Origin of the sequence: Brevundimonas phoenicis (assembly GCF_047237745.1) — a bacterium.
Lineage (GTDB): Bacteria > Pseudomonadota > Alphaproteobacteria > Caulobacterales > Caulobacteraceae > Brevundimonas.
Genome location: NZ_JBDFLN010000001.1, coordinates 3,022,349 through 3,035,126, shown reverse-complemented (window position 1 = coordinate 3,035,126; position 12,778 = coordinate 3,022,349). Strand labels below are relative to the sequence as shown.

Genomic DNA, 12,778 nt, shown 5'->3' with positions numbered 1-12,778 from the left:
TCGTCAGAAGGTCTTGCGCAGACGGATCTGATAGAAGGTGCGCGGGTCGATGAAGCGGTTCTCGACGAAGGCGATCGGCCGGGTCTCGCGGTCGCCGAATTCAGTGCGCTCGACGTTGAAGTCGTCCCAGATGTTCACTTGGCCGCGGATCGAGAGGGTCGGCGTCGGCTTATACTCGGCCCACAGCTCGTAATAGTCGTGGCCCCGCCAGCCTGAAATCTGGTCCGGACGATAGTTCTTCTGGCCCAGCAGGGGGATCCAGGCGCCGCCCCACTGCAGTTTCCAGCTGGTGATGTCCTGCTGGAAGGTGATGGTCGCCTGGCTGGCGCGAATGCCGGAGATGGGACGGATCTCGCCCGTGGTCGGGTCGGTGACTTCGGTATGGTTCCAGGTGTTGCGGAAGCCGAACTTGCCGCCTGACAGACCCAGCTTGTCGGTGGGGACCGTGACGTTCAGCACCAGCTGATCCAGCGTCCCGTCGCCGATGTTGCCCACGGCGGCGTAACCGCCTTCGAGGGGAATGACGTCGATGGCGTCCGTGATCTCGTCGTGGCGCAGGCCGATGCTGACGATGCCTTCGCCCCAGAAGCGTTTTTCATAGGTCAGTTCGGCGACCCAGCGGGATTCGGGTTGCAGGTTCACATTGCCGCCGAAGACGTTCTCGTCGGCGAACTCGGCCGAGGCGGCGAAGTCGCCGAAGTCGAGCTGCCCCACCGTCCGCTCCAGGCGCAACCGTAACTGGTTGTTCGCCGCCGGGGTCCAGGTGGCCAGCAGGCGCGGCTTGGCGAAGAAGAAGTTCTTTTCCTGATCAGCGTCGCCGGATTGGCTGATGGTCGAGGATTCCAGCCGCAGACCGCTTTCCAGCGTCCACTTGGGATTGATGCGCCAGGTGGCCTTGCCGAACAGTTCGCCGCGTGTTTCCTCGACCTTGACCGAGGCCGAAGGCAGCGGCTCCGGCACGCCGCCTATGGAATAGGCCTGATCGCGTTCCAGCATGTTGTAAGCGATTTCGCCGCCCGCCTCGAAGTCCATCGACGGCGACCGTTCGTAGCGCACTAGGCCGCGCAGGATGGTTTCCGAGGACTTGCCGTCAGAGTTGAACAACTGCTCGGGGCTTTCGACGCCGGAGACGCGGCCACGCGAAGTTGAGACTGACTCATAGTCACCAAACTCATGAATGAAGCGGGTTTCCAGCTTCAGCTTTTCGGACAGCGGGCGGGTGTAAACCGCGCCGAATTCGCCGCTGTGGCCGTCCTCGTCATACAGGCTCTCGCGCAGGACGTCCGGGGCGGTCTGGCGGTTGATGTTGTGCCAGTCGTTGATCCCGTAGCGCGCCGTCAGGTCGATCTTGCCGCCCAGGAAGGGGCTGGAGTAGTTGCCCCGGATCGAGTTCCCGCCGCCGTAGCCGTCGTTGTAGTAATCCTCGGCGCGCAGCAGTTCGCCGTTCGGGCTGACCCGACGCAGCGGTCCCGCGCCGTTGGAGTCGCTGCTGGAGATGCCGTCGCCCAGCGTCACGCCCCAGGTACGGTCGCCTTTGCGTTCGGTGAACTGATAGGTGCCGCCGAACAGATCCTGGCCGCCTTCGAACAGGCTGGCGTTGAAGGTGGCGATGTGTTCGCGGCTGGCGGTGTTCTTCAGGATGACGTTGATGACGACGGAATAGCCCTGCATCTCGATGCCCGGAGCGCCGCCGCGGATCAACTCGATGCGCTCGACCTGGGCGGCCACGGTGCGGCCCAGCACGTTGGAGCCGGTGTCGTTCTTGGACGCCGGGCGCGAGCCGTTGATCAGGACGTTGCCGACCGCGCCTTCGAAGCCGCGCGCCCCGTCGCCGTCGTTGACCGAGAAGCCGGGCACTCGGTTGACCATGTCCAGCGCCGTGTTGGGGCGGGCGTCGGCGAAGAAGTCGGGGGTGAAGATCAGCACCGCCTGATCGCCGGGCACGGCCGACTGGCGCGCGGGCGCGGCGGGCGCATCGGCGGCGAGCGCCGCAGCCGGCGCAGCGGTCAGCAGCAGGGCGGTGGTCGCCAGCAGGGCGCTCTTGGTGTTCATCTCGTCCTCTCCCTCGGTGTCCGGCAGAGGTTTGGCGGCGTGGCGGTTCGATCTCCAGTTACAAGCCCGACAGGTGGATTAAATCGCTGACAGCATTACGGAATAGTCACGTGCGGTGGAATTTTCAGCCCTTAGGATGAGGGCATGAAAGCTCCTCTTCTTTCCCTCGCCCTGGCCGCTCTCATCCTTGCTGCGGCGGCTCCGTCCTCGGCCTTCGCCGCCCAAGAACAGGCCGAGGCGGCGACCCGCGTGGACGAGGTGGTCGTCACCGCCCGGCGGGCGGGCGCGCCGATGTGGACGGTGCGACGCGACGGCGAGGGGGTGATGATCCTGGTCGGCGCCATCGAGGAGGCGCCGCGCGGCTTCGAATGGCGCGCCCAGGCGCTGGAGGAGGCCGCCGCCCGTTCCGACCGCATCCTGTTCCCGCAGCGCGGTCGAGCCTCGCCCGCCGACGTCCTGCGCCTGATGTGGCGCATCCGCACCATCGGCTGGCTGCCGGAAGGCACGACGACCGCCGACTACCTGACGCCCGAGGATCAGGCGCGGCTGGAAGCCCTGATGGCGGACGAAAAGACCGATCAGTGGCGGCGATACAGTCTGCTGATGCTGGCCATCGACCTGTTCAAGGACAAGGCGGGCGAGAAGGACGCCCGGCCGGTCGGCGCCGACGACGTCGTGCGCCGCGCCGCCCGCAAGGCGCGCGTGCCGATCCGCTCCGTCGGGGTGGTGCGCGGCGCCGATCTGGTGGAGAGCCTGATCTCCGCTCCGCCGGCGACCCATCGCGAATGCCTGCGCGCGGCTCTGTCGGCCGCCGAACTGGGACCGGAGGCCGTGCGTCTGCGGGCCGAGGCCTGGCGCGGGCTGCGGGTGGCCGAGGTGCTGGCCTCGCCGGTCGATCAGGCGGTGGACCGCTGCTGGCCCTGGGGCGATCCGCAGATCGGGCCGCAACTGCGCACGGAATGGACCGACGCCATCGCCCAGGCCCTGACCCAGCCCGGCCTGACCATGGCCGTCGCGCCGCTGCGTCGTCTGGCCGAGCCGGGCGGCGTGCTGGATGCGCTGGAGGCCCAGGGCTTCGAGGTGGATGGCCCGCAGTGGAAGGCGGCGCCTTCGGGCGGCTGAAGACGTCGGACGGGGCTTAGGAAGGGGAGGGGACGTCATGAGATCGAAAGGCGCAATGGTTCTCGCAGCGGCGATAGTTCTGGCGTCGGGGACGCTGACCCGGGCTCAGGACGAAGCCGCAACGACTCTTGAGGACATCGTCGTGGTGGCGCGTCGATCGGGTGCGCCGACATGGGAGATTCGCAACGGAGACAGCGTCGTGATCATCGTAGGGGCGCTCTCGGCCGTGCCGCGCGACATCGTCTGGCGGCCCGAGGCGCTGGAGGCGGCGGTGTTACAGGCGGACGCCATCGTCATGTCCCAGACGGCGACGATGAGCCTGGGGGATTACATGCGCATGCGCCGCGCCCGCGCCCGTCTGCCGGATGGCGCGGCGACAGCGGACTATCTTGAAGCCGATCAACTGACCCGGCTGGAGGCCCTGGGCGCCCGCTATCGCCAGAACTACGCCGACCGGGGGCTGGTGGCCGTTGCGCGCGATCTGCTGGACGACCGGCTGGCCTATGAGCGCGGCGCGGGGCGCGGCGTGCTGACGACGGTCCGCTCCATGGCGCGCAAGGCGAAGAAATCGACGGTTCACGTTGGAGACCTGGACGCTCGCCATGTCGACGAGGCCGTCGCCGTGCCGGACGACAACCAGATCGCCTGTCTTTCGGCCGCCATTCGCGCGACCGAGGCGGGAAAGGACGGCATGGCTCAGAGGGGCGCGAGCTGGGCCAGGCAGGACGTTCGTGCGGTCATGGCCAGTCCGTTGGAACAGGCGGTCGACCATTGCGCCATGTTCGCCGATGGCGATCTGCGCCGGAACGGCCGCACGCAGTGGAGCGAGGCGCTGGCCGACGCCCTGACAGCCGCCCGGACCACCCTGATGGTCACGCCGATCAGCGTCGCGGCGGAAGCTGGCGGTCTGCTGGAGCAGGCGGCGGCAAGGGGACTGGAGGTCAGCGGTCCCGAATGGCGCATCTCGCCCGCCACGCACGAAGGCGGTTGACGCCCGGCGTGCGAAGGCCGACGCCGGGGGCATGAGCGACATCGAACCCAGACTCACCTCCTTGGCCCACGGCGGCGGCTGCGGCTGCAAGATCGCGCCAGACGTGCTGCAGTCCATCCTGGCCTCGACGCCGCGCACGGCGGCCTTCGCCGATCTGATGGTGGGGACCGAGACCTCGGACGACGCGGCGGTCTGGCGGCTGAACGACCAGCAGGCCCTGGTGGCGACGACCGACTTCTTCATGCCGATGGTGGATGACCCGTTCGACTTCGGCCGGATCGCGGCGGCCAACGCCCTGTCGGACGTCTACGCCATGGGGGCGACGCCGATCTTCGCCCTGGCCATCGTCGGCATGCCGGTCGGCAAGCTGTCGCCTCAGACCATCGGCCGGGTACTGGAAGGCGGCGCGTCCGTCTGCGCCGAGGCGGGCGTGCCGGTGGCGGGCGGCCATTCGATCGACAGCCTGGAGCCGATCTACGGCTTGGTCGCCCTGGGCCTGACGCACCCGGACCGGGTGCTGACCAATCGCGGCGCGCGGGCGGGCGACGTGCTGATCCTGACCAAGGCGCTGGGCGTCGGCGTGCTGAGCGCGGCCTACAAGCAGGGGCGGCTGGAGGCGGGCGGTTATGAGGCCCTGATCGGCTCGACCACCCGGCTGAACACGCCGGGGCCGAAGCTGGCGGCGATGGACGGGGTCCATGCGGTGACGGACGTGACCGGCTTCGGCTTGCTGGGCCACGCGCTGGAGATGGCGCGCGGCGCGGGCCTGACGGTCGAGATCGACGCCGATGCGCCGGTGTTCCTGGACGGATCGCCCGCCCTGGCCCAGGCCGGGGTGCGAACCGGGGCCTCGGTGCGCAACTGGGCGGCCTATGGCGAAGCGATGACGCTGGAAGCCGCGCTGCCGGAATGGCGGCGCGACCTGCTGACCGATCCCCAGACCTCGGGCGGCCTGCTGATCGCCGTCGCGCCTGAGATGGCGGAGGCGGTGATGGCGCTGGTTGGGGACATGGGCTTCGTCTCGGCGCGGCGCGTCGGCCGGGTGGGAGAGGGCGCGCCCTCCGTGGTCGTGAAGGCGGGCGGCTGATGGCGCGGCTGACGGCGGACGTGTCGCTTGCGGCGCTGGCCCGCTACGACGCCGTCATCGACGTGCGCAGTCCCGGCGAGTTCGCCGAGGATCATCTGCCCGGCGCGATCAACCTGCCGGTGCTGGACGACGCCCAGCGCGCCGAGGTGGGAACCCTCTATGTCCAGACCTCGAAATTCCTCGCCCGCCGCCTGGGCGCGGCCCTGGTGGCGCGCAATATCGCCGCGCATCTGGACGGGGCGCTGGGCGACCGCGACGGCGGGTTCCAGCCCCTGGTCTATTGCTGGCGCGGCGGGCAGCGCTCGACGGCCATGACCACGGTGATGGAGCAGGTCGGCTGGCCCGTCACGCGGCTGGAGGGCGGCTATCAGACCTGGCGCCGGACGGTGGCCGCCGCCCTGCATGACGGGGAGACGGCCCCGGCGCTGAAGCTGGTCCTGCTGGACGGCCTGACCGGCAGCGGCAAGACCGAGGTGCTGGCCCGCCTGGCGGATCACGGCGTCCAGAGCCTGGATCTGGAAGGGCTGGCGGCGCATCGCGGCTCCCTGTTCGGGCGCACCGAGGCGGAGCAGCCGTCGCAGAAGCTGTTCGAGAGCCGACTCTACGCCGCCCTATCCGCCCTCGACCTGAGCCGCCCCGTGGTGGTCGAGGCTGAGGCCAGCCGCATCGGCCGCCTGACCGTGCCGCCGGTGCTGTGGGCGGCGATGAAGGCGGCGCCCGCCTTGCGCCTGTCCGCCCCGTTCGAGGCGCGGGTCGAGCGGGTGCTGCGCGACTATCAGGCGGCGACCGATGATGCGGCCGTGCGCGACGCCCTGCTGGCGCGGATGCCCAGCCACCACAGCCGAGAGCGGATCGCGCAGTGGCGCGCCCTGTCGCAGGCGGGCGACCTGCGCGCCCTGGCGACGGCCCTGATGCGCGACCACTACGACCCGGCCTATCGCCGGGCCTCGGCCGGAGCGCGCGATCTGGGCGAGATCGCGATGGACGGCGGCGCGGAGGCTGATCTGGACCGTGCGGCGGAAGCAATTGCGGCTTCCCTCTCCCAATGGGAGAGGGCTTGAGCCTCCAAGAGCGAAGCGATTGGCAAGGCGAAAGGGTGAGGGTTCTCGGCATAAGTCGGCGAAGCCGTCGCGCCACGGCTTCGCCGACTGACGGGACAAGCCCCTCACCCTTTCGCGCAAGAACGATCGCTGACGCTCTCGTGCGCTCAAGCCCTCTCCCGCCGGGAGAGGGTGGACTAAACCGCCGTGCCGCCCACGGTCAGGCCGCCGATCTTGAGGCTGGGTTGGCCGATGCCGACGGGGACGCCCTGACCGGCCTTGCCGCAGGTGCCGACGCCGGGGTCGAAGGCGAAGTCGTCCCCGATCATCTGGATTTGGGTCAGGGCCGTGGCGCCGTCGCCGATCAGGGTCGCGCCGCGCACCGGGGCGGTGATCCTGCCGTCCTCGATCAGATAGGCCTCGGTGCACTGGAAGACGAATTTGCCGTTGGTGATGTCCACCTGGCCGCCGCCGAAGTTGGCGGCGTAGAGGCCGCGCTTGGTCGAGGCGATCATGTCAGCCTGCGAATCCCTGCCGCCTTCCATGAAGGTGTTGGTCATGCGCGGCATGGGCGTGTGGGCGAAGGACTGGCGGCGACCGTTGCCGGTGGCGTTCGCCCCCAGCTGACGCGCCGACAGCCGGTCGTGCATCAGGCCGACCATGATGCCGTCCTCGATCAGCACGGTGCGCGATGTCGGGGTGCCTTCGTCGTCGAACGACAGCGAGCCGCGGCGTCCGGCGATGGAGCCGTCGTCCACGACCGTCACGCCCGGCGCGGCCACGCGCTTGCCCATCATGCCGGTGAAGACCGACGAGCCCTTGCGGTGGAAGTCGCCCTCGAAGCCGTGACCGACGGCTTCGTGCAGCAGGACGCCGGGCCAGCCGGCGCCCAGCACCACGTCCATCTCGCCCGCCGGGCAGTCGACGGCCTCCAGATTGACTAGGGCCTGACGCAGGGCCTCGTCCACCTGGGCCTGCCAGCGTTCGGGGGCGATCCATTCCTCGAAGCCCGCGCGGCCGCCTGCGCCGGACGAGGCGCTTTCGCGCTTGCCGTCCTTCTCGACGGTGACGGACACGTTCAACCGGACCAGCGGACGCAGGTCGCTGAGCAGCCGCCCGTCGCCGCGCAGGATGTCTATGGCGCGGCGTTCGCCGACTAGGGAGGCAGAGACCTGCACGACGCGCGGATCGCGGGCGCGCGCCCAGGCGTCGATCTCGGCCAGCAGGGCGATCTTGTCCGAGAAGGCCGGGGCCAGCAGCGGATCGACCGGATCATAGAGGCGCTGGTTGGTGGCGCGCGGCGCCTCGGCGGCGGTTCCGTCATAGCCGTGCTTGGCGAGCGCCGCGCTGTCGGCGGCGCGGCGGATGGCGGCGGCGGAGATTTCATTGGCGTGGGCGTAACCGGCGGTCTCGCCCGCCACGACGCGCAGGCCGAATCCCTCGACGGCGTCATAGGAGGCGCCCTTCAGCCGCCCGTCGTCGAAGACCAGGGATTCGCTTTCGGTCTTTTCGAGGAACAGCTCCCCGTCGTCGGCGCCCGACAGGGCGGTCTGCAGGATCGACAGGGCCTCGTCCGGGGCTAGGCCCGCGGCGTCGAGGATGGGGGAGGGGGAGGCGACGGTGCTCATGGACGCTAGATAGGGGCTGAGGAGCGCGGCGTCACGGCCCGCAAAAGCAATCGGCCCCTCTCGTCGTGCGAAAGGGGCCGACCAAGGCGTTCAGCCTATCGCGAAGATCAGTCTTCCGACACCTCGCCCGAGCCGCTGACCGACTGGCGCAGTTCGGCGGGGCGGCGGGTCAGGCGGACTTCGCCGCTGCCCGAGACGTCCACCTCGGCCTTGCCGCTGGGGCCGACGCGGACCTCGCCCGAGCCGCTGACGCGGACCTTGGCGTCGTCGACGATCAGTTCGTCCATGCGGGCGTCGCCGGCGCCGGAGACGTCGACCGTCACGGCGTCGGTCCGGCCCTGGACCCGCACGTCGGACGAGCCGGTCAGCGTCAGGTCCAGCGACGGCTGGTCATAGCCGCGGATCTTCAGCTCGGTCGGGCCGGACAGGTCGAAGGTCTTCACCGAGGGGGCCTTGATGATGATCTTCAGGGCGTCGGTCTCGCTCCAGCCGCGAATGCCGGTGCGGGTCCAGCGGACATAGCTGCGGTCGCCGCGCGGGGCTTCGTCCAGCGTCAGGCGGCCGTTGGAGAAGCGCACCCGCTCGACCACGTTCTGGGCGCCCGAGACGGTGATGCCCGGCGTCTCAGCCTGCTGATCGTAGACGACGTCGGCGGGGATGTTGATCGCCAGGCGGTCGCCGCCCGTCCATTCGATGGTTCGGGTGGTGTCGGGCGAGACCTGGCCGCGCTCGACGGTGAAGCCGCTGTCGCCGGCCTCGTCGTCGGTGATGACCCAGGTCCAGTCGTGGCGGGCCAGGTCGCGGCCTCCCACGGCGAAGGCGCCGCCGATGCCGACGATGGCCAGGATCAGGCCCGCGCCGGAGATGATGAGCAGATTGCGGATCATGACTGTGTTCTCCTCTCTCTGGCTTTAGGCCTGGGGTTCCAGGGCGGGTTTGACGACGCGGTAGTGCAGGCGGGCGTACCAGACGGTGGCGTCGATCAGCCATTTGGTCAGCAGGGCCATGGTTCCGACCATGAAGACGCCCAGACCCATCAGGCCGACGCCCAGCAGCGCGGCGGCCAGCGCCCCGCCCGGCAGGCCCATGAAGGCGCCCGCCACCATGACGAAGCCGCCGGCGATGAAGACGCCGACCCCGCCCAGCAGCAGGGACAGCACCGTGCCGAAGACGGGCAGGGCGATGGGGAGCAGGATCAGGATGTCGATCGCGCCCAGGCCCAGGATGCCGAACACGGCCCCGGCGGCGGAGGAGGCCGACGGCTCCTGACGCCAGCGCTGGGCGCCGGCCTCGGCCTTCAGTTCGCGGGACAGGCGATCGGGATCGCCCAGGGCCTCGGCCACCTCGGCCTCGCTGCGTCCGGCGGCGGCGCCGTCGGCGAAGTGGGCTTCATAGTCGGCCACGATCTCATTGGCGGTGGCGGCGGGCAGGCCCACCAGGCCGCGCCGCAGTCGCGCCAGGAATTCCGCGCGGTTCATTGCTTCTCTCCCCTGTCAGCTTGGGCAGTCGATTCGGTTTGGGCGCTCTGATCGAGCAGGGCGGGCGTTTCGGCCGGGGCCTCGGCGACAATGACGCTGTCGTCGTCATCGCCCGCGATCAGGGCCTCGACGGCGCGGGCGAAGGCCCGCCACTCGCCGGTCTGGCCGTCCAGGGCGCGGCGGCCCGCGGCGGTCAGACGATAGTATTTGCGCGACGGGCCGCTGGATGATTCGACCAGATAGGTCTCGACCAGGCCGTCGGTCTGCATCCGCCGCATCAGCGGATAGATGGTGCCTTCCCCCATGCCGATGGCGTCGGACAGGCGGCTGGCGATTTCATAGGCGTAGCTGTCGCGTCGGGCGAGCAGCGCCAGGACACACAGTCCCAGCACGCCTTTCTTCAGTTGGATGTCGATGGTGTCGGGCATTGCGTCCCTCTTGGGCGTCCCTCTCTAGGGTGCTTAAGGGGTATCGCAAGGTATCTTGCAGTGCAAGGTAGCTGTCCAAACATGACAGCGATTTAATCGACCGCATTTTGCCCGGAGGTCGCCATAGGTGCGCTTGATCGCTTGGCAAGGGCGGTTCGAGCCGATAAGGACCGGCCATGACACGCCGAGGTCCGTCTGGGCCCGGCGACGCTTGCGAATTGCTCGCAAACGTCTGCTGCAGAACGGTTTATGAGGACTTCTCGAATGGGGATGGGCATGCGAGCCATGGCGCGGTTGGGGGGCGGTATCGCCGCGACCGCCCTTGCCGCCATTTTCGCTGCGCCGGCGATGGCGCAGGATGTTTTGGGTCAGCCGACGCCGGCTGGTCTCGGCTTCCAGACGGCCGCCGCGCCGCTGGCGCACGAGGCTCACTTCTTCCACAACGTCGTGCTGATGCCGGTCATCACCGTGATCTGCGTCCTGGTGCTGGCGCTGCTGGTGTGGATCGCGATCCGCTACAACAAGCGCGCCAACCCGACCCCGGCCAAGTGGAGCCACAACACGGTCATCGAGGTCATCTGGACCGTGGTGCCGGTGCTGATCCTGGTCGGCATCTCCCTGTTCTCGTTCCGCCTGCTGTTCGCCTATCACGACTATCCGGACTCGGACGTGACGGTGAAGATCACCGGCAACCAGTGGAACTGGGGCTATGAATATCCGGACCAGGGCGTGGCCGAGTACATCTCGAACATGCTGCCGGAAGACAAGGCGCCCAAGCATCTGTACCGCCTGGCCGCCGATGAGCCGATGGTGGTTCCGGTCGGTCAGAACATCCGCCTGCTGATCACCGCTTCGGACGTGATCCACGCCGTCGCCGTGCCGGCCTTCGCCATCAAGGTGGACGCCGTTCCGGGCCGCATGAACGAGACCTGGTTCCGCGCCGAGAAGGAAGGCGACTACTACGGCCAGTGCTCCGAGCTGTGCGGCGTCGACCACGCCTTCATGCCGATCCACGTCAAGGTGGTGAGCCAGGAAGCCTTCGCCGCCTGGGTCGCCTCCAAGGGCGGCTCCATGACCAAGGCCGCCGATGACGCCGCGGCCGCCGCTGCTGCGGCTGCGCCCGCCGCCGCCGAAGCGCCCGCCGCTCCGGCTGCTGACGCCGCCGCCGCCCCGACCGACGCCGCGCCTGCGGCCCCCGCAACCGCCGCCGCGCCCGCCGCGCCGGCCGCTCAGTAAGAGAGACGCGAGAGCCCAGACCCATGGCCACCGCTGCTGTTCACGATTCACACGACCATAAGCCGGGCTTCTTCACCCGCTGGTTCCTGTCGACCAACCACAAGGACATCGGGATTCTGTACCTGGTGTTCGCCATCTTCACCGGCCTTGTCGGCGGCGCCCTGTCGGGCCTGATCCGCTGGGAACTGGCCGAGCCGGGCATCCAGCTGTTCAAGGAAGGCACGATCATCCAGCAACTGGGGATCGTCGAGGCGTCCAAGCACGGCTACAACGTCACGGTCACGGCCCACGCCCTGATCATGGTGTTCTTTGTCGTCATGCCCGCAACCATGGGCGGCTTCGGCAACTACTTCATCCCGATCATGATCGGGGCGCCGGACATGGCCTTCCCGCGCCTGAACAACATCTCGTTCTGGCTGATCTTCTTCGCCTTCGTGCTGCTGGTGCTGTCGATGTTCGTCGACGGCGGGCCGGGCCGCGGCTTCGGCGGGGGGTGGACCTCCTATCCGCCGCTGTCGACCATGGGCCACACGGGACCGTCGTTCGACCTGGCGATCTTCTCGCTGCACGTCGCGGGCGCCTCGTCGATCCTGGGCGCGATCAACTTCATCACCACCATCTTCAACATGCGCGCGCCGGGCATGACCCTGCACCGCATGCCGCTGTTCGCCTGGGGCGTGCTGATCACGGCCTTCCTGCTGCTGCTGTCGCTGCCGGTTCTGGCGGGCGCCATCACCATGCTGCTGACCGATCGTAACTTCGGCACCTCCTTCTTCGATCCGGCCGGCGGCGGCGACCCGGTGATGTACCAGCACCTGTTCTGGTTCTTCGGCCACCCCGAAGTGTACATCATGATCCTGCCGGGCTTCGGCATGATCTCGCACATCGTCTCGACCTTCTCGAAGAAGCCGATCTTCGGCTACCTCGCGATGGCCTACGCCATGGTCGCCATCGGCTTCATCGGCTTCATCGTGTGGGCGCACCACATGTACACGGTCGGCATGAGCGTGAACCTGCGCGCCTACTTCGTGGCCGCGACCATGATCATCGCCGTGCCCACGGGCGTGAAGATCTTCAGCTGGATCGCCACCATGTGGGGCGGCTCCATCACCTTCAAGGCGCCCATGCTGTGGGCGATGGGCTTCATCTTCCTGTTCACCGTCGGCGGCGTGACCGGCGTGGTCCTGTCGAACGCCGGCATCGACTACAGCCTGCACGACACCTACTACGTCGTGGCGCACTTCCACTATGTGCTGTCGCTGGGCGCCATCTTCTCGATCTTCGCGGCCTTCTACTACTGGTACGAGAAGATGTTCGGGGTGAAGTACAATGAGTTCCTGGCTCAGGCTCACTTCTGGATCATGTTCGTGGGCGTGAACCTGGTGTTCTTCCCGCAGCACTTCCTGGGTCTGCAGGGCATGCCGCGTCGCTACGTCGACTATCCGGAAGCCTTCACCTACTGGAACCACGTCTCGTCGGTCGGCTATCTGATCACCATCATCGGCGTGGGCGTGTTCCTGGTGCTGCTGCTGGAATCCGCCATCCGTCGCCGCAAGGCCGAGGCCAACCCGTGGGGCGAAGGCGCCACCACGCTGGAGTGGACCCTGTCCTCGCCGCCCCCGCACCACCAGTTCAACGAACTGCCGGTGGTCAAGGCGGACAACCACTGATCCTTATCGGATAGACCCGGAGAGGCCGCCCTTCCGTAATCGGAGG

10 protein-coding genes and 1 pseudogene are annotated in these 12,778 nt (G+C 68.4%); 6 read left to right on the top strand and 5 right to left on the bottom strand.

From position 1 onward, the window contains the following. Positions 1–3: 3 nt before the first annotated feature. A complete protein-coding gene (locus ABC419_RS15260; RefSeq protein ID WP_412876906.1) occupies positions 4–2,052 on the bottom strand; it encodes a TonB-dependent receptor plug domain-containing protein in 2,049 nt (682 codons plus the stop codon). A 144-nt stretch (positions 2,053–2,196) separates the two neighbouring features. Here ABC419_RS15260 and ABC419_RS15255 point away from each other — a divergent pair, with 144 nt between their 5' ends. Genes ABC419_RS15255 through mnmH form a run of 4 tightly spaced genes read left to right on the top strand, consistent with a single transcriptional unit; the run spans position 2,197 to position 6,313 of the window. Further along, positions 2,197–3,174 carry a TraB/GumN family protein gene (locus ABC419_RS15255; protein ID WP_412876907.1) on the top strand — a complete coding sequence of 326 codons (978 nt, stop codon included), beginning with the start codon at positions 2,197–2,199 and terminating at the stop codon, positions 3,172–3,174. Between the two features lie 37 nt (positions 3,175–3,211). Next, positions 3,212–4,165, top strand: coding sequence for a TraB/GumN family protein (locus ABC419_RS15250; protein ID WP_412876908.1), 954 nt, complete (start codon positions 3,212–3,214; stop codon positions 4,163–4,165). A gap of 31 nt (positions 4,166–4,196) precedes the next feature. After that, positions 4,197–5,252 (top strand): selenide, water dikinase SelD, encoded by a 1,056-nt coding sequence (gene selD, locus ABC419_RS15245; protein WP_412876909.1) that lies wholly within the window; start codon positions 4,197–4,199, stop codon positions 5,250–5,252. Continuing rightward, positions 5,252–6,313, top strand: a complete 1,062-nt coding sequence (gene mnmH, locus ABC419_RS15240; RefSeq protein ID WP_412876910.1) for a tRNA 2-selenouridine(34) synthase MnmH — start codon at positions 5,252–5,254, stop codon at positions 6,311–6,313. Before selD ends, mnmH begins: the two co-directional genes overlap by 1 nt. 176 nt (positions 6,314–6,489) lie before the next feature. Here mnmH and tldD read toward each other — a convergent pair whose 3' ends face one another. From tldD to ABC419_RS15220, 4 genes and pseudogenes are all read right to left on the bottom strand, one after another. Next, positions 6,490–7,920, bottom strand: coding sequence for a metalloprotease TldD (gene tldD / locus ABC419_RS15235; protein ID WP_412876911.1), 1,431 nt, complete (start codon positions 7,918–7,920; stop codon positions 6,490–6,492). Between the two features lie 107 nt (positions 7,921–8,027). Continuing rightward, the gene (locus ABC419_RS15230; protein ID WP_412876912.1) at positions 8,028–8,807 is read right to left on the bottom strand and encodes a GIN domain-containing protein; all 780 of its coding nucleotides are present in this window, start codon (positions 8,805–8,807) and stop codon (positions 8,028–8,030) included. 24 nt (positions 8,808–8,831) lie between these two features. Further along, positions 8,832–9,398: a DUF1700 domain-containing protein gene (locus tag ABC419_RS15225; protein ID WP_125901204.1), complete on the bottom strand. Its 567-nt coding sequence runs from the start codon at positions 9,396–9,398 to the stop codon at positions 8,832–8,834. Between the two features lie 116 nt (positions 9,399–9,514). Then, a pseudogene (locus tag ABC419_RS15220) lies at positions 9,515–9,826 on the bottom strand (PadR family transcriptional regulator); the annotation flags it as partial. 264 nt (positions 9,827–10,090) lie between these two features. On the opposite strand from ABC419_RS15220, the gene coxB reads away from it, so the two are divergent. Further along, positions 10,091–11,062: a cytochrome c oxidase subunit II gene (gene coxB / locus ABC419_RS15215; protein WP_412876913.1), complete on the top strand. Its 972-nt coding sequence runs from the start codon at positions 10,091–10,093 to the stop codon at positions 11,060–11,062. 23 nt (positions 11,063–11,085) lie between these two features. Then, complete coding sequence (gene ctaD / locus ABC419_RS15210) at positions 11,086–12,732, top strand: cytochrome c oxidase subunit I (protein ID WP_087141731.1); 1,647 nt, start codon at positions 11,086–11,088, stop codon at positions 12,730–12,732. Positions 12,733–12,778 lie beyond the last annotated feature (46 nt).

What these genes read in the sequence shown, in the direction of transcription:
- ABC419_RS15250 (WP_412876908.1), top strand. Translation starts at nt 3,212, where the DNA reads ATGAGATCGAAAGGCGCAATGGTTCTCGCAGCGGCGATAGTTCTGGCG.
- ctaD (WP_087141731.1), top strand. Translation starts at nt 11,086, where the DNA reads ATGGCCACCGCTGCTGTTCACGATTCACACGACCATAAGCCGGGCTTC.
- selD (WP_412876909.1), top strand. Translation starts at nt 4,197, where the DNA reads ATGAGCGACATCGAACCCAGACTCACCTCCTTGGCCCACGGCGGCGGC.
- ABC419_RS15260 (WP_412876906.1), bottom strand. Translation starts at nt 2,052, where the DNA reads ATGAACACCAAGAGCGCCCTGCTGGCGACCACCGCCCTGCTGCTGACC.
- mnmH (WP_412876910.1), top strand. Translation starts at nt 5,252, where the DNA reads ATGGCGCGGCTGACGGCGGACGTGTCGCTTGCGGCGCTGGCCCGCTAC.
- ABC419_RS15230 (WP_412876912.1), bottom strand. Translation starts at nt 8,807, where the DNA reads ATGATCCGCAATCTGCTCATCATCTCCGGCGCGGGCCTGATCCTGGCC.
- tldD (WP_412876911.1), bottom strand. Translation starts at nt 7,920, where the DNA reads ATGAGCACCGTCGCCTCCCCCTCCCCCATCCTCGACGCCGCGGGCCTA.
- coxB (WP_412876913.1), top strand. Translation starts at nt 10,091, where the DNA reads ATGGGGATGGGCATGCGAGCCATGGCGCGGTTGGGGGGCGGTATCGCC.
- ABC419_RS15225 (WP_125901204.1), bottom strand. Translation starts at nt 9,398, where the DNA reads ATGAACCGCGCGGAATTCCTGGCGCGACTGCGGCGCGGCCTGGTGGGC.
- ABC419_RS15255 (WP_412876907.1), top strand. Translation starts at nt 2,197, where the DNA reads ATGAAAGCTCCTCTTCTTTCCCTCGCCCTGGCCGCTCTCATCCTTGCT.